At 44.2% G+C, this 24566-nt stretch carries 20 protein-coding genes; 8 read left to right on the top strand and 12 right to left on the bottom strand.

Features of this window, described 5'->3' with window-relative positions; all coding sequences use genetic code 11:
• The first annotated feature begins 179 nt into the window (after positions 1–179).
• The 3 genes from AC27KT_RS10360 (at position 180) to AC27KT_RS10350 (ending at position 2686) form a co-directional block, all read left to right on the top strand.
• Positions 180–536 (top strand): RidA family protein, encoded by a 357-nt coding sequence (locus tag AC27KT_RS10360; RefSeq protein ID WP_487129683.1) that lies wholly within the window; start codon positions 180–182, stop codon positions 534–536.
• 195 nt (positions 537–731) lie between these two features.
• A complete protein-coding gene (locus AC27KT_RS10355) occupies positions 732–1520 on the top strand; it encodes a lipase family protein (RefSeq protein ID WP_487129681.1) in 789 nt (262 codons plus the stop codon).
• Between the two features lie 92 nt (positions 1521–1612).
• Positions 1613–2686, top strand: coding sequence for an ADP-ribosylglycohydrolase family protein (locus AC27KT_RS10350; RefSeq protein WP_487129679.1), 1074 nt, complete (start codon positions 1613–1615; stop codon positions 2684–2686).
• Positions 2687–2813: 127 nt separating this feature from the next.
• On the opposite strand, the gene AC27KT_RS10345 is transcribed toward AC27KT_RS10350, so the two are convergent.
• Positions 2814–3902: a Gfo/Idh/MocA family protein gene (locus AC27KT_RS10345; RefSeq protein WP_487129677.1), complete on the bottom strand. Its 1089-nt coding sequence runs from the start codon at positions 3900–3902 to the stop codon at positions 2814–2816.
• A 175-nt stretch (positions 3903–4077) separates the two neighbouring features.
• Between AC27KT_RS10345 and AC27KT_RS10340 the strand changes: the two genes are divergently transcribed.
• A complete protein-coding gene (locus AC27KT_RS10340; RefSeq protein WP_487129675.1) occupies positions 4078–5244 on the top strand; it encodes an AI-2E family transporter in 1167 nt (388 codons plus the stop codon).
• 61 nt (positions 5245–5305) lie between these two features.
• Here the strand turns inward: AC27KT_RS10340 and AC27KT_RS10335 are convergent, their stop codons facing one another.
• Positions 5306–6052, bottom strand: a complete 747-nt coding sequence (locus AC27KT_RS10335) for a hypothetical protein (protein WP_487129673.1) — start codon at positions 6050–6052, stop codon at positions 5306–5308.
• A gap of 108 nt (positions 6053–6160) precedes the next feature.
• On the opposite strand from AC27KT_RS10335, the gene AC27KT_RS10330 reads away from it, so the two are divergent.
• On the top strand, positions 6161–7030 hold the full coding sequence (locus tag AC27KT_RS10330; RefSeq protein ID WP_423076878.1) for a LysR family transcriptional regulator: 870 nt from the start codon (positions 6161–6163) through the stop codon (positions 7028–7030).
• Between the two features lie 157 nt (positions 7031–7187).
• Here AC27KT_RS10330 and AC27KT_RS10325 read toward each other — a convergent pair whose 3' ends face one another.
• The 6 genes from AC27KT_RS10325 to AC27KT_RS10300 form a co-directional block, all read right to left on the bottom strand.
• Entirely contained in the window at positions 7188–7919 is a 732-nt protein-coding gene (locus AC27KT_RS10325) for a HugZ family pyridoxamine 5'-phosphate oxidase (protein ID WP_487129670.1), read from the bottom strand.
• Between the two features lie 37 nt (positions 7920–7956).
• Positions 7957–8787, bottom strand: a complete 831-nt coding sequence (locus tag AC27KT_RS10320; protein WP_487129668.1) for an ABC transporter ATP-binding protein — start codon at positions 8785–8787, stop codon at positions 7957–7959.
• Between the two features lie 5 nt (positions 8788–8792).
• Positions 8793–10001: a FecCD family ABC transporter permease gene (locus AC27KT_RS10315; protein WP_487129666.1), complete on the bottom strand. Its 1209-nt coding sequence runs from the start codon at positions 9999–10001 to the stop codon at positions 8793–8795.
• Complete coding sequence (locus AC27KT_RS10310) at positions 10001–10960, bottom strand: heme/hemin ABC transporter substrate-binding protein (RefSeq protein ID WP_487129664.1); 960 nt, start codon at positions 10958–10960, stop codon at positions 10001–10003. The genes AC27KT_RS10315 and AC27KT_RS10310 overlap by 1 nt, the downstream gene beginning before the upstream one ends.
• Positions 10961–12103, bottom strand: coding sequence for an HmuY family protein (locus AC27KT_RS10305; protein WP_487129662.1), 1143 nt, complete (start codon positions 12101–12103; stop codon positions 10961–10963).
• Between the two features lie 132 nt (positions 12104–12235).
• The gene (locus tag AC27KT_RS10300) at positions 12236–14179 is read right to left on the bottom strand and encodes a TonB-dependent receptor plug domain-containing protein (protein WP_487129660.1); all 1944 of its coding nucleotides are present in this window, start codon (positions 14177–14179) and stop codon (positions 12236–12238) included.
• Between the two features lie 235 nt (positions 14180–14414).
• Here AC27KT_RS10300 and AC27KT_RS10295 point away from each other — a divergent pair, with 235 nt between their 5' ends.
• Both AC27KT_RS10295 and AC27KT_RS10290 read left to right on the top strand, forming a co-directional pair.
• Entirely contained in the window at positions 14415–14618 is a 204-nt protein-coding gene (locus tag AC27KT_RS10295) for a hypothetical protein (protein WP_487129658.1), read from the top strand.
• A 92-nt stretch (positions 14619–14710) separates the two neighbouring features.
• Positions 14711–15580, top strand: coding sequence for a DMT family transporter (locus AC27KT_RS10290; RefSeq protein WP_487129656.1), 870 nt, complete (start codon positions 14711–14713; stop codon positions 15578–15580).
• A gap of 11 nt (positions 15581–15591) precedes the next feature.
• Here AC27KT_RS10290 and AC27KT_RS10285 read toward each other — a convergent pair whose 3' ends face one another.
• Both AC27KT_RS10285 and AC27KT_RS10280 read right to left on the bottom strand, forming a co-directional pair.
• Positions 15592–16035, bottom strand: coding sequence for a DUF6314 family protein (locus tag AC27KT_RS10285; RefSeq protein ID WP_487129654.1), 444 nt, complete (start codon positions 16033–16035; stop codon positions 15592–15594).
• A 10-nt stretch (positions 16036–16045) separates the two neighbouring features.
• Positions 16046–17932 (bottom strand): TonB-dependent receptor domain-containing protein, encoded by a 1887-nt coding sequence (locus AC27KT_RS10280; RefSeq protein ID WP_487129652.1) that lies wholly within the window; start codon positions 17930–17932, stop codon positions 16046–16048.
• A gap of 302 nt (positions 17933–18234) precedes the next feature.
• Here AC27KT_RS10280 and AC27KT_RS10275 point away from each other — a divergent pair, with 302 nt between their 5' ends.
• A complete protein-coding gene (locus AC27KT_RS10275) occupies positions 18235–20358 on the top strand; it encodes a TonB-dependent siderophore receptor (protein ID WP_487129650.1) in 2124 nt (707 codons plus the stop codon).
• 384 nt (positions 20359–20742) lie between these two features.
• Here the strand turns inward: AC27KT_RS10275 and AC27KT_RS10270 are convergent, their stop codons facing one another.
• Together AC27KT_RS10270 and AC27KT_RS10265 are read right to left on the bottom strand one after the other, a co-directional pair.
• Positions 20743–20943: a hypothetical protein gene (locus tag AC27KT_RS10270; protein WP_487129648.1), complete on the bottom strand. Its 201-nt coding sequence runs from the start codon at positions 20941–20943 to the stop codon at positions 20743–20745.
• Between the two features lie 204 nt (positions 20944–21147).
• Positions 21148–24393 carry an FG-GAP-like repeat-containing protein gene (locus AC27KT_RS10265; RefSeq protein ID WP_487129646.1) on the bottom strand — a complete coding sequence of 1082 codons (3246 nt, stop codon included), beginning with the start codon at positions 24391–24393 and terminating at the stop codon, positions 21148–21150.
• Positions 24394–24566 lie beyond the last annotated feature (173 nt).

Genomic DNA, 24566 nt, shown 5'->3' with positions numbered 1-24566 from the left:
CTTTCCTTGAAACCAATATGATTTTGAAATTATCGCGTTAGATTTTGACTTACGGTACCTAGGATCCAAGTGTCTCCGGGATAACATTGTCTAACATGGAGTAACAATTGAAGTCCCCCAACAAACCGATTAAAGTCGCTCGACATAAACTCTTCTCACTTTCTCAAAGGCTTTAATTTATGAAGATTGAACGAATGGAAACCAAGCAGCGCATGAGTCGCATTGTGAAACACAATGGTGTCATCTACTTATGCGGGCAAGTATGCGCAGATGCCACGCAAGATATTACTCATCAAACTCAAACCATGCTCGATAAAGTTGATAGCTTACTTCTTCAAGCGGGCAGCGATAGAAAGCATATGCTTTCAGCGACCATTTATCTTAAAACCATGGACGACTTTGCGAAAATGAATGAGGTATGGGATAACTGGGTACCTGAGGGTTATGCGCCGGCTAGAGCTTGCGTTACAGCCGATATGGCACGCGAGGCACTGCTTGTAGAAATCTCTGTTGTTGCTGCTGAGATTATAGAATAAGCATAGAAAGCAAGAACTGATTTTAGGCTCTATGATTGTGGGCATGCCCCATACATAGAGCCAACCGTGCTAAATTTATTCAAATATCCATCGCCGTCACATCTCTGAAATAATTATACTATAGCGTATAAGGTTCTCTTAAAGTGCCGTCAAAAGCACTATTTCAATATGCACATTGCTCCGATATGAGTTTTCATGAAAAAATTGAAACGCTATCAATACGAACGATATGCCATCCTCTGTCAACTCGCCTACCCCGACGCCGACGCGCAATACAAAAAAATATTAGACCCCTTTCATGAGCGCCATCTTGTCGATAAGAACGGCAGAATGAGCGTAAGGATATTGTGGGTTGAAAACAAAAAAGAAGTCATCATCGTTTTTCGTGGTTCGTTGGGCTTCAAAGATTGGTTCGCAAATTTGTTTTTCATACCCTATCGATTGCGTCAGCTGAATCGAAGTTTCTTTGTTCATTGGGGGTTTGCAAGATTACTTGCGCAGCCGATGTATTCAAGTACGAAAACGTCTGATGACGCGTTACCTCTTAGAGAATTACTCGTCAAAGTTTTAGAGCCACTTCGCGCCCAAGGTAAACGGTTCTCGTTTATTGGTCATTCATCCGGTGGTGCGGTCGCTGTGTTAATGGCCGATTATTTCGAAAGGCGATTCCCGAAGTCAGTAAAAAGAGTGGTTACTTTTGGGCAACCAGCCGTTGGTACGCGTTCTTGGTATAAGCATTACTTGTTGCACCATCGAACATATCGCATTTGCTGCGACTTAGATGTAATTACCTTCATGCCGCCCTTCCCTTTTTACTTCTGGCACGTAGGTAAAATGCTATGGCTACACGACGACAAAATATATGAAAACACGCCTACGCATAAACGCTTTTTAATGTCGCTCCAAAGTTGGTTGTTGCGCCCTATAACCTACCACTACATGCGAAAATATATCCGCAACAAGTCATTGTTTGACGAACACTAAAAACGATCACTTTTCGCTTCAAGCCCGTATTTTTAGTTGTTTAATAAAATGTGTTACCACCTAAACGGCTTAGTTTGCAGGCGAAATACAGTATGACTTCATTGACGATTGAACGGGCGAAAGCGGCACTTAAAAACGCATTTGTGGGCGACGCACTTGCTATGCCGGTACACTGGTTTTACAACCCAGCTGATATCTATAAAGCATTCCCATTAGGAATAGAACAATTTGAGGATGCGCCATCCTTTCATCCCTCTTCAATAATGTCGCTACACTCTACTCAGCAAGGCGGGCGAGCAAACAAAGCATCAGCTAGCCAAAAAGAAATAGTGGGTGAGGTCATTCTTAAAGGGAAAAGGCAGTACTGGGGTAAAGACAATGTGCATTACCATCAGGGAATGAAAGCTGGTGAAAATACGCTTAATGCCTATTGCGCCCGTATTGTACTGACCTGCTCGCTTAAAGGTTATGATGAAAATGATTTTTTAAACCAATACATTAGCTTCATGCGTGCCGATGTTCCTAAACACCCTGACACATACGCCGAGTCTTATCACAGAGGTTTTTTCGCTAACCTTGAGCAAGGCTTCCCTGCGGATAAGTGTGGAGCAATTACCCATGACACGGCTTCTATAGGGGCTTTTGTATCAGTAACACCTTTAGCGGTAGTAGAAGCAGCTAAAAATACTGCACTTAACGACATCAAATACCTGTGTCGTAAGCACTTGTATTTGACTCATCCCGACGAATCGTTAGCTTCAGTGTGCGATTACTATGTTGAGCTGATCTACAAATTAGCGCACCGCCAAGATGAATCCCCGAAAAATATTTTAGAAGAAATTGCGACTAAGTCAGCAGGGCTGAACTTGGCGTCCCTTACGGCAAAGAACAAAAGCGATATTGAAGTTGTTGGGCGCATGTATTCGCCGGCATGTTATATCTCAGACGCCTGGCCCGCCGTTTTGTATTTCGCATACCGCTATGCAGATAATCCGAAAAGAGCGCTTATAGCAAACACTAATGTGGGCGGTGACAACGTGCATCGCGGTTTTGTTTTAGGGGCCATACTAGGTTTAATGCACGGGGCCGAGATAACTTCATGGTTTAGCGAGTTAACCGACGCGAAAAAGCTAAACTCGCTAATCGATTCTCTAGACGTTGAATGACTCAAGGGGGAAGCTTCGTAACTTGAAGCTTCTTACATTCAAGGCGAAGCGAATGCAAAACCTAGCATTACATGAACAACTAATTGTTGATGCTTCACTTGCGCCCATTAAGCGCGGTGACAAAACGTTACAGCCTAACTGTTTGACCCGTTTTCGCCGCTTTAAATATGGCGTTAACAATCTTAATATCAGCAAGCCCTTCACTACCGGTTACCATTGGCCGGCGCCCAGTTAATATGGCTAAAGCGTCGTTATCCATTTGAAGCGTTTGCTGCATACCGTCAATAGGTGGCAGTGTTTTCCCGTCTGACGTTGTCCCCGTTACACCGTTGTAGCTCTGCATAGGTTTAAGCTGATACCAACCGTCTTCACAGTCAGCTTTGAAATGATTAAACCCTCTTACTACGCTGGTACCGCAATCTGCCACCAATCCGTCACCAAAATCCATAGTAAACAAGGTAGTTTCATCAACTTCAGTGAATTTTTCGGGGAAACGTTGAGGAGGATGGCTACCAGTTACAGACAAAGGCTCTCGCCCCGTTAGAAAGCGCGCGCTGTTTATCGCATAAACGCCCATGTCATAGAGTGCACCGCCTCCCATATGCTTTTTCATACGCCAATTGTCTGCCGCTCTACCCTGCCCGGCATAACCCGCAAAGCTCGATACTGCCGTTATATTTCCATAGGGTTTCGTTTTTAAATACTGATGAAATGCGCGTGTATTAGGTTCGTGCTGCATGCGATAGCCGATAGACAAAGTCACATTATTTTTATTACAGGCATCGATGATAGCTTGGCACTCCTCGCTATCCATCGCCATTGGCTTTTCACACCACACGTGCTTTCCAGTATTTGCAGCCTGCACTGCAAAGTCTTTATGCGTACCTGTGGGCGTTACGACATAGATAACGTCAATATCATCATTATCCGCAATCTCAGCCATAGTGCGGTATGTATATACGTTGCTATCCTTAATTCTGTGCTTTCTTTGCCACTTGGGAATTTTCTCTTCGCTACCTGTGATGATGCCTCGCAGCTCACAATGCTGGGTGTGCTGTAGCGCAGGCGCTAACAAATTTGTGCTGTAATTACCTAAGCCAAGCAATGCAACGCCTAACTTCTTTTCAGAAGGCTGCGCCAGTGAAAAAGGGCTGCGTGCAACCAGCAAACTTGAGCCAGCTAGCTGAAGAAAATGACGACGAGTGATACGAGACATTAGCACTCTCCATAAGAACGTAATCCATGTATGCTTTTAGTAGTGTCTTTGGTGTACTCAAAGATCACTCGTATTTGAGTATTGAACTTTCAACATGAATTTTTCGTAATATTTAAATTCGAGCTACACCTGTACATAACTCGCGCAAAACTCGCTTCTCACCAAAGGCTAAGACATGGATAACGCTGGCTCTACTAACGACGAAAAAGTAAAAAAGAATTTAACCGGTGCGTATCCTAAGATAGCCAAGCAAACTAAGTTACTCAATACTCTAGTTATCTTCGCCTTTATTTACACGTTGTATTTGGCGAAATCACTACTCATCCCACTATTCTTTTCTGCCTTTATCGCCTTGCTTTTAAGCCCACTTGTTGCCATTGCCAGGAAAGCATATGTACCACGTACAATATCTGCAGGTGTATTAATTGCTCTATTGATAGCCCCTTTCACGCTGCTTATTTTGGAGCTTGCTGAACCCGCTGAACGCTGGATGCATTCACTACCTAAAATAGCTGCCGAGATAACAGAAGAGATAGAAGAAATTAGCAGTAGCATTGATGCCTATACTTCACCACCTGAGGCCGCTCCCGTGGAAAAGGAGTCTTCTATTTTTAACTGGTTTGGCGACGATGATTCCACTAAACAGGTGCTTACTCCGCCAGATACTTCGAGTTCAGTGACCGACAAAATCAAACAAAGTGGCATTGATATGGGTTTGAACCTTTTCAGCAGTGCGCCTTTCTTACTAGCGCAAGTGCTTGGCTGCGTAGTGTTGATCTTTTTCTTACTAGTCTTCGGTCCAAACCTCTTCCACGTTTTCATCAGAGATTTTCCAATGGTTACCGATAAAAGGCGAGCACTGGTATTAGTCGATCAAATTCAACGAGAGCTTTCTTCATACATTGTAACGATAAGTATCATAAACACCTGTTTAGGGCTGGCTACGGCTGGTGCCTTCCATTACTTCGGAATTGAAGATGCATTATTGTGGGGAGCGCTGGTTGCTTTGATGAACTTTGTCCCCTATTTAGGCGGTATCGCTAGTTGTCTCGTATTGCTCGTTGTGGGCCTAGTTCAATTTGGGCTTACCGGCAGCGCATTTTTACCCGCCAGTGTATTTTTAACATTAAACATTGTCGAGTCTCAGTTAATTACACCCGCCGTACTGGGGCGCAGTATGCAGCTCAACCCGCTGATAATCATAATTTGGATAGCTATCACAGGCTGGCTATGGGGCGTAATAGGAGTCCTATTAGCAGTACCAATTCTAATGTGTGTGAAAATCATCTTGGAGAACTTAGGCGTTTTTAATCATTGGATTCGGCTTATTGAGTCAAAATAGCTAACTGATTATTGCTTGTTTACACACGCAACGCTTTAGCAATACGCTTACGCCTTTTCCCCTAAATCCTTGGTCGCACCGTATGAAGTTCAAAATCTACCGTACCGTTGTTAAGTTTTTCGAGCTGCGCTGCATATTCTGATGATGCAAGAACCGCCTCAATATCATTCGCGCTATTCCACTCTAGAATCACAATCTGCTGTGGCGCTACGGCATAGGGATTATGATCACTTAGTGATATATCCTGAGTTGTGGACATTATTTTACCGCCCAACGCTTGCGCTTTTTTCGCAAAGCTGTCTATAAAATCATAATAGCTGTTAGGTGCTTTGGGGTTCACCCATGCCAATGAAACTGAATATATCTTGTTTGTGGAAAATGTCAGAGTGGTAGGCTTAGTTACCTCATAGTCATAAAGCTTTAATGCTTCCCATGCTTCTCTTCTTAACGCCTTTATTTCGCTGAAAAGTGGTTGCGATTGAAATGATTTTTGCGCGTTAAGTGAAGGCCACTGACTTACCACAAAAACATTGGGGCTAAACTGTCCCATAAGCGTTTTCTCGACAACAAGTACACCATTTTGCGTGTACCCGTGCTCTCGGGCAGTTTGCGCCCCTAATTCAAAATATTTATCACGCAGCGGCCGTTTTTCCGCTTCAGTTACAGGTGCGATAAGCTGCATCACCGCGCCTGGATTAAAATGCACCGACAGCGTTTTCTCTTTTTCATTAGCTATTACGGGTGAAGCAAACAAAACACTCAACAACCCAAAATTTAAAGCCATGAATTTCATTGAATTAAGTGACATTTAAACTCTCTCTGTGATAGTTAACTTTGTGGTTATGCAAATACATTAGCAACTGAAGCAACCCAAAACACGGTTTGTTTTTTATTCACAATGGTGCATTATTGTTCCATGAAAGATTGGAACGATTACGCATTAATTCTTGCCCTTCACAGGTCGATAACCTTAAGAGCGGCCGCTGTAGCTTTAGGAACCACTCATACCACGGTGGCAAGACGCTTGGCATTATTGGAAAAACAATATAGCGCCAGTATTTTCGAGCGTATTCCAGGCGGGTACCGCGCTACCCCTTTTGGCGAGCAGCTTGTCGCCACCGCAATGCAGGTTGAAAATGTTGTTCGCGAGTCAGAACGACTTTACTGCGCAAGCAATGAAAAACTCGCAGGCCCAATAACGCTCTCACTGGGCGAGCCCATGTCGCAGTTTTTATTAGCCAAAGAACTCGGTGAGTTCGCTCGGCTATACCCGTCTATCCAATTAAAAGTGAAAAGCTCAACAACGTTCGCCGATTTAGACAAAGGTGAGGCGGATGTCGTAATTCGGGGGGCACCTAAATTACCTGAACATTTAATTGGAAGGCGACTTTACAAGCTAGGCTTGTGCTTTTATGCACATAAAGATTACTGTGAAAATACGCCCCGTAAAGACTGGCGATGGATTGCGCCGTTAGAGAATGAAGTTTGGCCACAATGGCTAGCACAATCGCCTTATCCAGAGGTACCTATTGGAATAGCAATCGATGACATCATCTCTCGATATCACGCTATATTAAACGGCGTAGGTATGGGAAGAGCTGCATGTTTCATGGGCGACCCACACCCTGACCTAGTGCGATTACCGGGCAGCGCGCCCGTTTTGAAATACGACATTTGGCTTCTCACCCACCCTGATTTATATGAACAGCCTAAAGTAAAATTGCTGATGCAGTTTTTAACCGATGCGTTAATGGCTAAAAAAACGCTCGTTGAAGGAGAGGCATAAGTTTATTTACGGTAAACCATTTAGATGGCTTACTGCTGCAGTACAACGCTTTATTTATAACAAGCGAACCATGTTAGCAGCTGCAAACCTATGCCTTTTTTACAAGAGCCCCCCACACTATAAGCCGCCCGTATGGATGTCGCATTATGCGGTCAGGCTACGACACCGCTTTGGGTACGTTAAGCGCATTCCGTGCGTCATTGGTTAGTTTCACTAACGCTTTTCGTACGTCTGTTGACGACATGCATGGCGCCTCAAAAGGGATAAACCAAGTCTGTTTTTCTGTACCGCAATGCAGGCCTTCTGGAAATACGCTGTGCATAATCGGCGCTTCAACGTTAACACCTACTTTGTGCTGCAAGATAAGCTGCATCGCGTCCTGATGGTCTTCATTCATATGGGTAATCATGCCCTCTGGTGCGCTATGCCAGTCCTGGGCTTCAACGCGCCAATAGTTTTTATCAACCCAATGGATTTTTCCGAACCCACCAATAAAACGTACTCGCTCAGTACGAATAACGTAAAAATTGAAATCGTGGGTTTGCTCGTATTTTTTAGCTTGTGGGAATAAACGAAGATACTGTGCTTTCACGTCATCTTGGTTCGCTAGCTCCGCACTCCCCATAATAGTCACCCGGCCATTCGCCTGAGAGTCATCTTCACTAGCATCGAAAATGGTTAAGCTAACCTTGTCGTTCGCTTTAATATTACGCGTATGCAGTGCGATATCACTGATGTAGATAATTGCGTCACCGGCAGGCGTTAAATAATAAGGTACAACCGAACCAAAAGGGTAGCCGGGCATTGATGTTGAATGCGTACCCAATACACCGCTGTGATGGGTGCGGCTTAGCTGTTTTGCTTGAAATGCAATATCTTGCATGCTCATGGTTAACTCCGTTCTTGTTTATCGGTTTTCGTAAAAGTTAATGTGTCACGAAAACTTGTTTTTCTTCGTTTTTAATTAGGTTTAACTGGGTGTGATAGCACCGAGAAAGAATATCGTTAGTAAGTACTTGCGCTGGTGGTCCGTCGGCTAAACAATGCTTTTCCCCCAGTAAAATGAGTCTGTTGCAATAAGGGGAAATTAAATTTAGATCGTGACTTACGCAAATAATGCACAGCCCTTTTGTTCGCAGGGCGACCAATTGTTCCATTACCAGTTTCTGATGGCGCAAATCTAGGGCTGAGGTAGGTTCATCTAACAGCAACAGCTTGCCCTCCAAACTCTCGTTTTGATCGCCCGGTATTATTTGAAGAATTGACTTGGCTAAAAATATTCTCTGCCTTTCTCCACCAGATAAGGTTTGAATATTGCGAGCAAGTAAATGCGTAATGTCAAACTGCTCGGCAATACCATGAATTAACCTACTCTTTTGTTCCAATGATTCAACGTACTGATACCGCGCCAAATGGAGTAATTCGTCGGCGATAAATCCAAATGGCGTTGACGCGCTTTGCGCCATCACCGCACGCTGCATTGCTAACTGATTTGCGCTTAGCGCGCTAATTTTTTTCCCGCCAAGCGTTAGCGTTCCAGCAGATGGCGTTTCTACACCACTGAGCATACTTAATAGCGTAGATTTACCGCATCCGTTTTCACCCGCTATCGCGGTAAACTCACCAGTGTTAAATGACAAAGATATTTGTTCAAGCAAACGCGTGTCACCTCTGGCTATCACAACATCTTTCAATGTAAGCAACGCCGTGTTTAACCGTTTACCATTGTCGCTTTGCTCTAGGATTTCCACTTTCATTTTAGCTACACCCCACCACTAAATATACGGCGTTGTTGCCACAGTAAGTAAAGGAAAAATGGCGCTCCTACTGCTGATGTAACAATACCAATAGGTATTTCCATAGGCACAAATAAGGTACGAGCCAATGTATCGGCAACCAACAATAGCAAAGCGCCCATTAGCGCGCTGGCAGGTATTAGCACCTGGTGGTTTACACCAAATATGGCCCTGCACATGTGGGGCACCACCAAACCAACAAAGCCAATAATGCCGCACAGCGCCGTCGCTAGCGCCACAGAGAACGCCACCAGCCATAAAACCCAGTGTTTGTATCGGGTAACATTAAGCCCCATATAAGCCGCCTCTTTTTCACCAAGCGCGAGTAAATTAAGCGCATTACGTGACTTCATAAGACCAGTAAAAGCAACAAGCCCTGCTAGCGCAATAAGACCACAAAGCGTCCAGCTTGCTCCGGCTAAACTACCCATGGTCCAATAGCTTATTTGGCGAAGTGCATCATCGCTTGCTACATAACTAATAGCCCCTATCACAGTTCCGGTTAAGGCGTTAATGGCAACCCCAGCCAAAATAAGCGCGGCTACTGAAACGCCTTGCGGTCCATTTGAAAACCGAAGCACTGTCCATACAGAAAGTAGTGCACCACCAAAGGCCCACATGGCTACCCATATAGACTCAAGCGCAGGGATGAGCGGAGGTACTATGGTCATACTAAGGGCTGCGGCTGCGGCTGCGCCACCTGCAATACCAATTAAACCAGGGTCGGCAAGCGGATTGCGCACTAGCCCCTGCATTGCACAGCCAGATACGGCTAGAAGCGCGCCAATCAGCATTGTCATGATCACCCTCGGCAGCCTTATTTCAGACAACACATACCAATGAGTGGTATTTGCTACCGTATTTGCTGCCGTATTTTCTACCGTATTTGCGCCGCTAATGAAGTATCTAACTTGCTGTTCAATATCAATGGGTAAACTGCCGCAGGTTAACCCTACATAAGCACAGATCAGCAGCAATACAACCAGTATTCCCATACCTATATGTTTTCGCTGCGCGCGGGCATTAATTAGCTGAAGGACTACAGGCCCAGATGAATAATCGCTAGGATAATCACTTGAATAATCGCTTGGGTAATCACTTGAATAATTGCTTAAATAATCGCGTGGGTTATCACCTAGATTATCACTGCGCTTTGCTGCGGAAGATAACTGCATTATAGACTCGTTCTACTGTTAGCAGCATTTTGCCTTTGTTTCATATCAATGGCTTTTCCTGCGTGCTCTGCAACACGCTGAAGCGCCACATCAAAGCGCGGAGAAAGCCCCAAACTAATGCTGCTATCCATGGCTTCAACTAGGCAATGAATACCAGCAAAGGTGGCTGCCAACGCATGGTGCGTACAAAGTGCGTCCTTTGCGCTTTTCCCATGTAGCATGTGACCAGCGGCAATCACAATATCAGGGTTTTGCATCAGCACATACTCGGCACTCATCACTTTGTAGCCTTCCACTGCTGCACCTATATTAACGATACCCAGCGTATCGAATAGCGCTTGGGGCACGGTATTTTTACCCGCAACCGTTATTCCTCTGTCATTATTCGCCACCACAAAAAGCGCTTTAATTGGCGTATTGAACGCTAAGGTTTTATCTGCGTACCGCGCTTTTTGTTGCTCTACCTTCTTTTCAATATCGTGAACAAGGGTAACGGCGTTATCACTTGCCGATAGTTTTTCGCCAATATCCAGTACCAGGCGCTTTAGACCACTTAAGTTTTTGTCTACGTTAAAGGTAGTAACCTCTACGCCAGCATGGGCTATTTGTTCAAGCGCAACACTTGGGCCTGTCGCCTCAGCTCCTAATAACATTGTGGGCTGTTGGGCCAATACTCCTTCAGTGCTGAGCTGACGAAAGTACCCAAGCTTAGTTAAACTTGCCGCTTCTTTTGGGTACATACTGGTACTGTCAGTTGCAATTACCCAATCGCCTCGTCCTAACGCGAAAACAATTTCGGTGATACTGCCGCCAGCGGTAACAATTCGAGGTGATGCAGTTTGCGGTTCATCTAAAGGGGCGCTAAACGCCCCTACCGCAAACAAACTCCACCCAACCATCACAGTACACATCGCTTTTAAGGCAATAGATAAAAGTGAAAGAGCGTGTTGCAACATCATTTACTCTCCACTTACCGGGTCGGCGCGGAAACTATAGGCACCAGATGTCCCCTCTTCATCGTAATAGCTAGTAATTTGAAGCTTGTAAGTCGTATCGCCTGCCTGAATTAAATAAACGCCAAACTGTGAGTAAAGTAAGTGGCTGGCGCTGTCGTAGAAATACCAATTGTTCGAACTCATCGCGTACTCGCTAACGGTCTCTTCACTGAAGCCATAAAACTGTGCCGCTTCGGAATCTACGCCATCGTACGTTTCAGCGTCGGTGCGAAGCACGGTCGCATCATCAGCAATAGAAAGGGAAAACTCCCCCGCTCCGTCCGCACACGGCACTGATAAGTCCCAACCGTCTGCTTGTGTAACTACTTGCTGCATATCGAAGTCAACGTAAACGGCGTCGCTACAACCCACCGCATCAACGGTCAGTGCAACTTCTTCAGCAAAGGTGCTTTGCCCGTCAAGAACGCTTTGATGCATAACGCCAAGGGTTATTTCACCGATACCTCGCCCTTCAGTAACAATATCGGTAACGTGAAATTTTGTGTAGTTGCTGTCAGAGGACACGATGTAATATGTCTCTTCATTTGGCGTTACTACGTGAGTGGTAAAGTCGTAGTTGTAAAAAGTATCGCCGATCACTTGGGTTTCTGTATCTGTGCTGAACGCGTCAGCTTCTGGTATATCGCTTTGAGTAACAGCCAAGTAATCATCTAGTTCGCTGTCAGCACTAGCATTTAGAAACAAGTCAGACACTGGCGCGCCCGTATCATCGTAAAAGTCGCTATTATTTCCGGTAAAATAAAGGCTAACAGCGGTTTCCTGGTTTGTATTTAAAAACACATTGGTACGCTTAAAGCCAATATCCCACGTAGTATCCGTTGCGGCTTCTTCTTCAGTGAGCGTAAGTTGCGTTTGTGTATCTAAGTCAAAGTACACGGCCACAGGCTCGGATGTAGACCCTGTACTAAAAGGCCCGTAAATGGTTCCCTCTTCGTTTTCGCCGTCACTGCTTCCGGCATCTGAATCTCCGCTACCATCGGTCACTTCATCAGGCGTTTCGACTAAGGTGTCATCGCTACTTGAGCTGCCACAAGCAGTTAGTCCGAATGTCATGGCAAGCAGTAACGCTAAATAGGTTTTGTTCATGTGTTTTCCTTTTTAAAATTCGCCGAATTAACCAGCGGTTTTTAGTTGTTGGTTTGGGTTCTGCCGTTAGGTATTTTTTGTTTTGATCTCAAACGCTGTTTTCTGTGTCGGTGCTATCGTTTTATGGTTATTTCAATACTGGTAACTCACACCCAGATACAATCGCCTAGCAGCAATGGGACTTGCATCAAAAGCGCCCGCCACAAGAGCGTCGGATGAGCGATGTTCATCAGTGAGGTTTTCAAGTCCAAGGCGCACTTGCCACTGAGGCGTGAAGTGGTGCTGCACGACTGCGTTTAGCGTGGTAAAGCTGTCTTTGGCAATTGTGATATAGCCACTGGAAGGCGACACATTTCCCTCATGCACTCCGTAAATCTGCAAGCTGGTGTTGGTTTGGCTAAACTGATAGGTAACGGATGCTTTAACTAAATGAGTAGGGCGTTCAGGCAAGCGCTGTGAACTGCCATCTTCTGCAATTAAATAACTGTAATTCAGTTGCCACTGCCAATTATCATTCTGCGCGCTGGCGCTTAAATCTGCACCGTAAAGGGTAGCTTCATCGAGGTTTTGATAAACTGAAATATCTAAACCTGCCTCTTGCGATGCGTCCACGTCTACCGCCGTGGTGATGAAGTCATCAGCTTTAGTGTAATGAAGGTTAATATCAAGGTGATATAACCAGTTACTTTGGGTCGGTTCTACTCGAAGGTTACCGCCTAAGTTGGCATTCAGCGCTGTTTCTGGGGTAAGTGCGTCGTTACCTAGAACCATATAACCTAAGTTACTATGGTCGAAGATGTAATAGCGTTCCTTGAGGTTAGGCACGCGATAGCTACTGCCAGCCCCTGCGCGAAGTTGCCACGAAGTACTGTCAGCACTAAATGACTGGCTTGCACTTGCTTTAAATGCAGTATGCCAACCAAAATCAGAATCGTTTTGTATTCTTGCGCCAGCTAAAAGCTGGGTGTCGTTTTTCTGCCAGTTTCCTTGTAAATAAAGCTCGGCACTTTCTCTACTTACATCGTCAACTTCAACCGTGCCCGTGCTGAGGTTTTGCTGCTCCAGCGTGTCGCCATGCAAAACAAGGCCGCCTACCCACTCAATATCTTTGGTGGAATAAATCTTTTGCGCTTCTAATTCCGCAAGCTGGATATCGGTTTGACGTAACCCATTGCTGTTCCCGCTTTCTTCATTATGTGAAAGATAGCGTGTGTTGATATGCCAATCGTACTGCTGCTCAACGCGAACATCGTGCTGCCACTGGGTAACGTTTGAAAGATAACTAATAATGGTGGCTTGACCCGGTATCGATGACTGAGGTTTGTTTTTTTGCTCGTCCAGCCATTGCCCTTTGTATTGCACGCTAATGTTATTTATCAACGTCGATAAAGACATTTGCACAAAAGATTTGTCTACCGCGCCACCATCTTGTGATGTAGTTTCGCCTTCGTAATCGAAACCGGGGTTAGTAATATTTTGGGCCGTTATGCCAAGCTGCCAATTGCTTACTGCTTTCGCTGCAGTCACCCTAGACGTATGCCCGAATTCATCACCGTCAATTGCATCATCGGTAAAATAAGATGCCTCGTAGTCTGCTGAAAACTGCGAGCCTTCTACCTTTTCGGTAATGATATTGATAACGCCGCCCATCGCAGAGCTGCCGTAAAGCACAGAAGCAGCGCCTCGCACAATTTCAATTTGCTTAATATTAGCAACGCTAATTTGGTCAAGGTCGACCGAAGAACCTGTAGGTGAAATGATGGGCTGGCCGTTGATTAACACCAATACGTGATCACCATTGAAGCCATTTAACTGAACGTTGTACCCGTCTTTTTGACTGCGCCTAACCACAACACCGGGCATCACTTCAAGCACTTGGCGAAGCGTGCCTTTACTTAATCGCGCAATGTCCTCTTTATCTACCACGTCAACTTTTACAGGTGAGGATGCCAATAACTTTGGTGTTCTTGTGCCTGTAACAACAACGCGTTCAAGATCACCTTCTGCTAAAGCTGAAAAAGCCAACGGAAAGCTAGCGGCTACCAAAAGTGAAGGTAAAAAGTGAACTCGTTTCATTTATTTTTCTTTTAACGCAAATGATAATGATTTGCGTTTGATCTTATTTATTTAGAAAAGTTTTGCAAGGCGAATTCTTAGATACGCCCATAAAAATAAGGTAAACGACTAATAAATATGACTTTTTAATTGTTTCTTGTAATTCAAAATGATGAATGGAGAAATTTAGCAAACTTGGCAAGATAATTGATTTACAAGGTAGGAATTAAGGTTTTAACAACGGGATTTTGACACTATGCGCCTGCCTACTAAACAACTTATCAATAAAATCGAAAATTTGTCTAATGGACTGACGCCCGAACAACTATCGAGCTTCTTAGATATTATTGACGCTATGACGGCACTGGTTGAGGAAGCTGGAGATTTTAAAGAAAGTAATAAGCCCGACAAAAAAATAGAGCCAGCGCCGGTGCCGGCACTCTCTAGCGCTGTCCATTAAGCAATATGGTTGGCGTTAAGACCGCTAGTAGTTGATAAATGCTGCACATTGCAATACCTTAGCGCGCGTCCTACTTAGAAAAAGAGATACGCGTGCTTTATCTTGTTGCAGTCACTGTCCTATGGGCATTTTCCTTTTCACTTATTGGCGAGTTTTTGGCGGGCGAGGTAGATAGTTACTTTGCTGTACTGACCCGCATTATTCTTGCTGCTTTGGTATTTCTGCCGTTTCTTAAAATATCACTGCTAAGCGCCAAGCAAAAAGCAATTTTGGCGAGTTTAGGTGCTGTCCAATTAGGGCTGATGTACATCTTCTTCTATCACGCATTTTTGTTTTTAAGCGTGCCAGAAGTGTTGCTTTTCACCATTTTTACGCCGCTTTATGTCGCCATTTTGAACGACGCCCTGTTTAAGCGGTTTACCCCTTTTTATTTATTGTGCGCACTTATTGCCACCGCAGGTGCAGCCATAATTCGCTTTGATGGCGTGACTGATAACTACTGGTTTGGTTTTGCCATTGTTCAGGGTGCCAACCTTTCCTTTGCACTAGGACAAGTAGGTTATAAAAAGCTGACATCGACTTTTACTACACAAGTCCCTTATCACAACGTATTCGCGTGGTTTTATTTAGGCGCACTGGCTGTTGCCTTGCCTGCGTTCTTCCTATTTGGCAACCCAAGTCAACTACCGCAAAACACCGAGCAATGGGGAGTGCTACTGTGGTTGGGTATTGTGGCGTCGGGGCTTGGATATTACTTTTGGAACCAAGGGGCGCTAAAAGTATCTGGTGGTACGTTAGCTATTATGAATAATGCGCTTATTCCGGCAGGGCTTGTGGTTAACTTGCTGCTTTGGCAAAAAGACACAGATTTTACTCGCCTGTTTCTTGGTGGTGCCATCATTGCTGTTGCGCTTTGGATGTCTCATCAATACGCCAAAAACAGGGGCGAGCATAAGCCTTAGCAAAGCCAACACTAAACAGGACTATATTCACTTATCATGGTGTAGTCTTTGCGCGGCCCAACGACCTGCCATGTAGAACGCCACACAGGCCACGCTGTGAAGTCATAGCGGACTACATAATTATCGTCGCCGCATAAGTGCTCAGCGTTTGGGTTGGTCGCACTAAATGTATGAAAATAGCGCTTATCGTCAAACAGCACCTCAAACAACCCCGTTTGAGGCTGCTGCCAGAAATACCGACGCTCAGCTAGCATTATACTGCCGTTAGGCGCAGTAACCTCGCCTTTTTCGTAATACGCCAAGACGCTACTTTCAGCTTGTAAGCGGTCTTTGAGCAAGTTAAATTCAGCCTCGCCAGAAAAGGTAAATACATCGCCACTTCGCTGGATGATTTTGCGCGATAGCGTCCATCGTCCAGCAAAGTCGTCCAAGTTATGAGGAGAATTAACTGTCATTGCACCGTCCTTACCAAAAATAGGTAACAGTGGCAGAGTATTGGTCGCCGCGACCCGGCGTTCCTGGGATTTCTTCAAAGCGCTCATCCCACAAATTATCCACTGCCAATACTAACTTCAACCCTTCAATCTGAGCCGGTGAATAGGTAAGGGTAACATGCGAGAAGAATGCTGAGTCACTGCCGCTTCTTAGCGCATTGGTTTCTTGTTGTCGCCACTCGTTGTCAATGCGTACTTCAACCGTATCGGTTGCAAACCACACCAATCCAAGGGTTGCGCGATGCGGCGGATAGTTAAGCGCGTAAAAGCTCGCGTCTACTTCATCAATTCGATAGTCTTCAGACTTATCTAAAAAGGTATAGCTAGCAACCACATCCGCGCTATCAAAGCGTTTAATGGCAATCACCTCAACACCTAGGGTTTCTATATCAACCGGGTTTGCACTGCGAGCTGAAGTAGCGTCGAAGCTATACGTCCAATCCGTCAGTTCGTTATCCCAGCGATAGAATACGGCAGTATCAACTTTGAAAGACGATTTATCAAATGACGCCCCAAACTCTAGGTTTTTGCTGACTTCTCGCTGTAACTGGTTGTTACTTCTAAACAGACCGCTTGTGGTGCTGCCGCCTACAGCAGTGTAGCCAGCAACCTGCGTTGCTTCTGCATACGAAAGATAGAGCGTACGCGAGGCATTGCTCCCTGTTTGTGTAAGCCAACTGATATCACCCACAAAAGACAGTCGGTCGTCGTCGCGATTCGTATCGTCAAACGCCCCACCTAAACGAACGGTAAGCGATTCATTGCTGTTCAACTGAGTTCGATACTCGGGCACTAGGCTTATTTTGTAGTAGTCGCGAGAGGTGAAATTGTTCTCTAGCGTGGTTGATGTAATGTCGTCTGCAGTAAGCTGTAATGCGTAGTTGATACCAAATTCTTGCGATACATTATGAGTACCATAAAGCGCCAATGACTTCACTTTGGTTTCGTGAAACGCCTGAAACGCTTCAGGGTTTTCACGTGAGAACACGTAATGGTCGTCATTCTCTCTGTAGTAAGCTGAAACCTCAAAGGTATTTTTCATGCTCTCTTCGCCGTAGCGCTGTTTGTGATTTAGCATGACCAAACGTGTTTCAATATCTTCTGTTTCGTTTACGTTAAAAGGCGTGTACAAGTTAGGCCAGCCAAAAAACTTTTGCTGAAAGCCATAAAACACGTCTGTTTGTGAGTCATTACTTGCCAGCTGAATACGTCCTGACGCGCGTTCGAAATTATGATCGCCATTAGCAATAGTGCCATCACTTTCAGAGCGAGAATACTCTCCTTCAACCCCAACCGACCAGCCGGGTAAATCACTAAGCGCGTGCTTTACTGCACCGTGTACACGCTGCAAATTGAAGTTGTTATTACCTACACCCACTGACACACTGCCTGCTGTTTGGACGGGACGCCAGCCGTAAGACACCGTACCTACTGAGCTATTTACGCCGTAAAGTGCGTTATCTACGCCCGTGAAAATACTCGGTTTCGTCAGCATTTCTGGCGCAATAGGAATTTCAGCGAAATAGTGACCCGTTTGTGGGTCGATAAGCGTTGCGCTTCCTATGCGGAAGCCCGTGTTTTCGAATATACCACCACGAATAGTTACGTCAGCCTGCGCTTCTGCCATGTTCCTTGATTGCAAATCGACGCGCGGATCGTATTCTAAGTTAGATATAGGTGAATTAAACGTCCCTACCGGCTTGGTGTTCGCCGTCGCCGCCCCTTCAATCGTGATTTTTTCTACGCCTTTTTCGTGGTTGTCCACGCCAGAATTAGCGTTTGATGAATCAACACTTTCAGCGGCCATGGTGGCAAAAGGTAAAGTACAAAAGAGCAAAGATAGGGTTGTGTGACGCATTCAGTGTCCTAGTTAAAAATTTAGGTTCAGCCTGCAGGCAAGAGTAATAAAAACGCGAAGTGTATAGCATTAGTAGACCAAGGAAAACGCTGCGCAGGTCAGTTTAGACCAGTAAGTTTATTTTTACTCACAGCTCTGCACATTTCCATTTATCAATATAAACAGGCTGTAGTATCTGTAGCAGCCCGCAATAATCATCAATCTCACCTTATTGCCTGCTTACCTTCCTTGCCAAAAGAAACGAGATAACATAACATTCGCGATCTTTACAAAAATTGCCAAAGATACGTGATACCTTGCTTGTGCTTGATCTTAAAAGACCGTTTATATTTTCTTTAGTTGCATTATCAGTAAGTGCCGCTGCGCAAAGTGATGAAAGCTCCCTTCAAGGTGCTCATGATGAACTTGAACACATTGAGGTAAAAAGACACTTTCAACCTTACCGTGGCAACGTACCGCTAATCGATACTCCCCAAGCAATCGACCGAATTACTGCCGATACATTAGCGAATGAAGGGATCACGCGATTTATCGACGCATTAGATTTTGCGCCCACTATTGTTAGACAAAACAACTCTGGCGGCATGTTCGATAGCTTTGCGATCCGAGGTTTTTCTGGCGATGAAAATAACCCATCGGGTTATTTAATAAACGGCTTCAACGTGCGTGGCTATAGCGGTAATAGAAGCACGGTTAACGTTCAAACCATAGAAGTAATGAAGGGTCCAGGATCTGCCCTATATGGTCAAGGGGAGCCTGGCGGCACCATTAACGTTATTACCAAAAAACCTCGGTTTGAAGAGCAAGGCTATATCCAAGGTACCGTAGGTAGTTTTGATAAAAAACAAGTAGAGTTTGATTACACGAACGGTATTAATTCAGATATGGCGTATCGCGTTAACGGTTCATACGAAGACTCTGATACTTATCGCGATAACGTTTTTTTCAAGAATTTGAACCTAAACCCTTCATTTATGTGGAATATTTCTGATCACACCAGCTTAAGCTATCAGATGGAAATACTGGATCAGGAGAAGCCGCTTGACCGCGGTGTATTCATATTGAATAACGACTTTGACGCCGCAGATGCCGAAGACTTTTATGGTGATGTTAGAGACGGAGCCCATGAAGTTAAAGCCTTTGGACATCAGTTAGTGTTAAATCACGAGTTGAATCACAACTGGCATTTACTCAGTGGCTTCGCCTACAGAGACTCTTCTTTTGAAGGGCAGTCTTCAGATACTGAACTGTCAGAAGGCCGTCAGCTTTTGTATACCGACCCATCTATACTTTCAAGGCAACGTAGAACCCGCGACTATCAAGCGCAAGACTTATCACTACGCTTTGAATTAAGTGGCGAGGTAGACGTGGCAGGCTTCGTAAATAACGTCTTATTTGGTTTGGACTATTACAACTACCACATCGATACAGACTATCGTCGTTGGCGCACTGCATGGGGTGCGGGTGATACCACTTACAGCATCGACCCTCAAAATCCAGACTACACCATTTTCAGACCTGAGGTTACGCCCACTACACTCACGGCTGAAAAGCAAAAAGGGTTAGGTTTCTACGCACAAGATGTCATAGAACTTAGCGAAGCAACGAAGCTTTTAGTTGGCTTTCGCGTGGACAAATTCGAGCAAGACATTCTTAATAAGTTAAGCAATGAAGGGCAAGAACAAGACCAAACGGAAGTGACGCCACGCTTTGGCTTCGTGTATGAAATCAATAATTCTGTAAGCCTTTACACTAGCTATGCAGAAGGTTTCAGACCCAACCCAGGACTTGACTCTGACCGCAATGCGTTTGACCCTGAAGAGACTACCTCTTTTGAGGTAGGTGCTAAGTGGGAAAACATTGCTGATATGTTTTCTGGTAGCGTCGCTATTTTTGATGCTGAAAAGACCAACATGCTTACCGCTGAACCTAACACTGGCTTTTCAGCTACGCTCGGTGAAGTTGAAAGCCAAGGGGTAGAATTTCAGTTAACGACTGACCTTACTTCAGACATTCGCCTTGATATGGCCTACGCGTACATAGATGCTAAAACCGCGAACGAAGTTAACAACTTGGATTGGGGCGTGCCTATTCCTAAAGGGTCGCGCTTAATCAATATTGCCAAGCATTCGGGGTATATCTCGCTTAACCATTTCACCAGCGTATTTGAAAAAGAAGCGTTCATTGGTGTGACCATGCGTTACGTGGGCGATCGCTTAGGGCAAACCACCGATCCAACATTCATTTTGCCGTCTTATACCCTTGTGAACTTAGCAGGGTCGGTGAATATCAGCGATGCGCTTTCTATGAGATTTGACGTGAATAATCTGTTCGACAGAGATTATTTTGAGAACTCATACCATCAGCTTTGGACCATGCCGGGCTCACCGACTAACTATACAGTGAGCGTTAAGTACCAGTTCTAGTTTTCTAATTCGAAGGCTTATTATTGTGGTAGTGTTTTTTATCTGCGCGAGAAGCAAATTCAAAACTTTAGCACATACAGATTTAGTATCATGAGAACCAAAAACTATTAGTCCATCATTCGACATTGCAGGTAAAGTTGTAAAAAAACCTCTATGTCGTAACGCCACATCTGAACTCCATCAGAGTTCAACGTATAAAACCTACAACAATAGAAAGAGCTGCCGTTGTTAAAGTGATAAACCCAACATTATAAAGACTCCAAAGAACTTCCCCATCACTACATAGCGCATTGACTCTGCGGTCGGCGCGCTTAGATAAATATTTTCACTATTATCAATCACCGGGCTTGATGAGGAGCCACAGGGAGCCCCCACAAAACCGTATTAAAAAGAACATATCCAGATAATATTCAGGTTAGTAATTCCACTCTTTTCTGCAACGAGAACATCATCGCTTTTATCGATCGCAACACCATCTGGAATCTCTTCTGTTAAAAAATCGAGCTCGATTGCAAACCTTTCATCGCCCACTGCGGGAAATACCTTATTCGAATAGCTGAAATAGAAATATAAAAAAGCTCTCATAAATCACTCTAATGATGTAGCTCTGTATTCACAAAAGAAAATCGGAGAAATAAATAATAGATAAACCTACTGTCACTGTTCCCTAAATATTACCTAGGATAATACACGTAGAAATGATCAAAAATCACACTTCAAACCACACTAACACACCCGACTGTAATAGATAGCTTAAATAAAAATTTAATGGGGATATTTAGTAAAATTTCACTTTGCTACCTGCCAAGTATCATCAGATGTTCTGAGAACACCTTTGGCTTTAACAGTGATGCCGTCCATTAAATGCACTAGGTTTTTTGAATCCGGGGCGTGGCGCCACAGGAAGTCGGCTTTGCCGTCGCCATCGTAATCACCAACGTTGGCAATTTTCCAGTCGGTGTCGGCTACCTTATTTATCATGGTGCTTTCTCTGATAAGTCCACCTTCCATGAAATACGCCCAGTTATCACCGCTTACCTTATTACGCAGGATAATGTCATCAGTACCATCTCCATTCAGGTCACCAGTGCCCGCAATATCCCACTCGGTATTTACACTGTTGAGAATGTAACGGTTAGCTATGGCACCGCCCTGCATTATCCACACATAGTTAATGCCACTGGCCGTGTTACGCCAAATCACATCATCGTCACCATCACCATCAATATCGCCCGTCGCCGCTATTTCATAGTTCAGGTCGGTTACCCACAGTGAGGGCAGGCTGTCTCTTATCACACCGCCTTCCATCAGGTAGAACCAGGTGTCACCGCGGTTGACGTTATGCCACAGCACATCACCAATGCCATCACCATCAAAGTCACCGCTACCGGCTAAACGCCAGTCTTCTGCACCCACATAGTTGAGCGTATAGCGAGACTTATACACCGCGCCGTTCATCAGGTAGATAAAGTTATGCCCTGTATCACGGTTACGCCAAAAGATATCCGACTTACCATCGGCATCATAGTCGCCCTGACCCACTATATCCCAGGTGTATTCTGGCACCACGTTAATCGGCGTGACGGTGGCTGTTTGAATACCATCCATCGCCCACAGGAAGTTCCAGCCCTTGGCATAACTGCGCCACAGGATGTCGGATTTACCATCGCCGTCTACGTCGTTACTTATTTTTGAATTTAATTTATATATATATAATTCATTTCCGCTTTGAGTAGATGCATTAACGAACAATCCATTAGATGATGCATATATAGTATTTATATTTCCACCGTCCAAATCACTAATATCAACTGTTTTTATTTCTTCTGTTTCAATAATAACTTCGTAGAGCTGCTGTGATGAGCCATCATTAGTAGCAGTGAAGAACACTCGTCCATTTGCCTTCACAAAGTTGGCAGGAGAACTACCTAACTGGCCAGGGTATAAATCGCTCAGCAAAGTAAGGGCACTTGTAGCTACATCAAACTTAAATAATTCAACACCGGCAGCGGCATCTAAGGCCCCCAAAAATAATTCATTATCAGTAACGATAATGTCAGTTGGCGACTCAACCAGTTTCGCGCGAACTCCGCTCTCTGTGTTGTAACTATAAAGAGCACGGTTATACACCGCCCCCTCTTCTGCCGTAAAAAAAAGGGTGTTTTCAATACTTCCAACCGGGGCAACATCAGTTAAATCAGTAAGCGATATTTGAATAACTTGCTCGCGGTTCGCATCTATTTGATATATTTCAGATGATGCGAAAAAATAAAGTTTATCATTTCTTTTCAGTATCTTTTCGCTTGAAATATCTGTCAGATGATATCCTCCTAAAAAATCCATGCCCAGATTTCTATAGCTTTTATCAAGCCGGGTCCACTGATTAGCGTTGCAGAAGTTTAAAAACAAAAAGTTGGTTGTGGCTACTACATCACAAACACTCTCCTGACTGATAGATGATAGGTCAACAAGCTCAGAGCTTGTTGCATCTGGATTGGATTTAAAAAGGTGCCGAACTCCATTATTTAATGCCGTAAAATATACATCACCATAATAAAAGAGGAAGTCCTGAGGATTGCCCGAATCTTCACCCGATACCAAATCCTGACTGATAAGTGTACTGCCTAATGAACGAGATACAAAAAGCTCTCTCCCTTCTGCTGCGGTCACAGCAGAAAAAAAGACATGGTCGCCGGATGCGAAAAAGTGTTTAGGGTCAGAGGATGCTGGATCAATTTCAGTAACCTCACTCAATACCAGTGAATCCATATTGAGGTTTACTATAGATTCGGTTCCATATGTTTTAAAATAGAGACTTAAATAAACCGTCGTTCCATGTACTGCAAAATCTGTCAGTTCTCCGATAGGTGGTAATTCACCTAGCTGTGAAAGGAGAATGGGAAAATCAGGAGTAAGTGCAGAAGTCAGGTCCTGAATTTCAGACGAGGCAGGATTATATGAATAAAACGCGAACGGGTTATCGTTAGCCACCGTAGAAAAGTAAATTATTCCGTTGACCTCAAATACACTACTAACCAAATCCATTTGGCTGCTACCAGCCATATTTTCAAAATTTTTAAGCTCATTGATATGCGAATCAACAAATAACGGAAAACGCTCACCGTCTAAAAATAAATTAAAAAATATGCCACTATCAAGCGATTTAAATAAACCTATCCTAGGTGTACCACTTGTATTTTCCAGGCTAATATCAAATCCGAAGGCCCATGTTTTAGCTGTAAGGTCGTAAAAGTAGAAGTCATAAGTGTCGTCGACAGGGTTTTCAGATACATGGAGTAACTCCCCCTTGTGAGCAATAAAAGAAATAATCTCAGAAGAACCAGCACCAGACGTAAAATCCAAGGTATAAGCCTCATTATTAACCAAATCTAACACTCGAACCTCATGGCCGTATGTGGATTCGGTAGCATCAAAAATGATTTTTCCATCGTACTCGATGATTTTACCAACGTTTGTTAGATCACCAAAATCCCCCAAAAAATCTAGCTCCCCGGTCTCCGGTGAGTAATACATTATTCTGCCACCTTGATAGGAAAAATTAGAAAAATTCGCTCTCAAATAAATCGCATCGTTTATTGCGATAAGAGAGCTAAAACTTCCGTTTATGTCGGTAACTTGCTCAGTTTCATAAGAGTCAAGTTCAAGCTTATAAAGCTCTCCGCTACCACCACAAATGAAATATAAGTAATCTCCCGCAATGACGGCGCTGGACACGTGGTTCCTGCTGGATACTGACGCAATAGTTCGCTTTATCTTAGTTGTGAGATTAATCGTATTGATATGAGTGACATTGTCTGAAAATTCAGTGTCAAAGTAAAAAGCCGTATCGCCCTTCCTGACTAGAAACCGATCACTTAAAACATTAATCTCAGTTGATGTATCTATATCAATAAAGCTAACGGGATAGGAAACCTCTGAAAAATGCTGCTCTTTAGCAAAGGTCAAAGAGGGATTAGTGATCGTTAGACCAACAAAAATGAGTAGAGTTGAAATATAACTAATAAAAGCCTTCATCACATTCCCTTTGTTTAGCGTTCAAGAACGATTAATGCTATCTCCTATACTTAATAACAATAACACTTTAGGACAGGTTGATCATGTATTCAGTGTTATTTAAATAGAAATGTTTGAACAATTTGCTTAGCGTTATCTATAAGTGCCTGTCCATTAGAACAGAAAAGGATAGG

The sequence above is a fragment of the Alteromonas sp. 5NW40-0090 genome, from assembly GCF_057552975.1.
The sequence above is the reverse complement of the archived record's forward strand: the minus strand, read 5'-3'. Positions and strand labels throughout refer to the sequence as shown.

Coding starts and splice junctions, on each gene's coding strand:
- AC27KT_RS10295 (WP_487129658.1), top strand. CDS start 14,415: ATGCGCCTGCCTACTAAACAACTTATCAATAAAATCGAAAATTTGTCT.
- AC27KT_RS10355 (WP_487129681.1), top strand. CDS start 732: ATGAAAAAATTGAAACGCTATCAATACGAACGATATGCCATCCTCTGT.
- AC27KT_RS10280 (WP_487129652.1), bottom strand. CDS start 17,932: ATGCGTCACACAACCCTATCTTTGCTCTTTTGTACTTTACCTTTTGCC.
- AC27KT_RS10320 (WP_487129668.1), bottom strand. CDS start 8,787: ATGAAAGTGGAAATCCTAGAGCAAAGCGACAATGGTAAACGGTTAAAC.
- AC27KT_RS10305 (WP_487129662.1), bottom strand. CDS start 12,103: ATGAACAAAACCTATTTAGCGTTACTGCTTGCCATGACATTCGGACTA.
- AC27KT_RS10265 (WP_487129646.1), bottom strand. CDS start 24,393: ATGAAGGCTTTTATTAGTTATATTTCAACTCTACTCATTTTTGTTGGT.
- AC27KT_RS10340 (WP_487129675.1), top strand. CDS start 4,078: ATGGATAACGCTGGCTCTACTAACGACGAAAAAGTAAAAAAGAATTTA.
- AC27KT_RS10360 (WP_487129683.1), top strand. CDS start 180: ATGAAGATTGAACGAATGGAAACCAAGCAGCGCATGAGTCGCATTGTG.
- AC27KT_RS10335 (WP_487129673.1), bottom strand. CDS start 6,052: ATGTCACTTAATTCAATGAAATTCATGGCTTTAAATTTTGGGTTGTTG.
- AC27KT_RS10330 (WP_423076878.1), top strand. CDS start 6,161: ATGAAAGATTGGAACGATTACGCATTAATTCTTGCCCTTCACAGGTCG.
- AC27KT_RS10300 (WP_487129660.1), bottom strand. CDS start 14,179: ATGAAACGAGTTCACTTTTTACCTTCACTTTTGGTAGCCGCTAGCTTT.
- AC27KT_RS10310 (WP_487129664.1), bottom strand. CDS start 10,960: ATGATGTTGCAACACGCTCTTTCACTTTTATCTATTGCCTTAAAAGCG.
- AC27KT_RS10315 (WP_487129666.1), bottom strand. CDS start 10,001: ATGCAGTTATCTTCCGCAGCAAAGCGCAGTGATAATCTAGGTGATAAC.
- AC27KT_RS10270 (WP_487129648.1), bottom strand. CDS start 20,943: ATGAGAGCTTTTTTATATTTCTATTTCAGCTATTCGAATAAGGTATTT.
- AC27KT_RS10285 (WP_487129654.1), bottom strand. CDS start 16,035: ATGACAGTTAATTCTCCTCATAACTTGGACGACTTTGCTGGACGATGG.
- AC27KT_RS10325 (WP_487129670.1), bottom strand. CDS start 7,919: ATGAGCATGCAAGATATTGCATTTCAAGCAAAACAGCTAAGCCGCACC.
- AC27KT_RS10350 (WP_487129679.1), top strand. CDS start 1,613: ATGACTTCATTGACGATTGAACGGGCGAAAGCGGCACTTAAAAACGCA.
- AC27KT_RS10345 (WP_487129677.1), bottom strand. CDS start 3,902: ATGTCTCGTATCACTCGTCGTCATTTTCTTCAGCTAGCTGGCTCAAGT.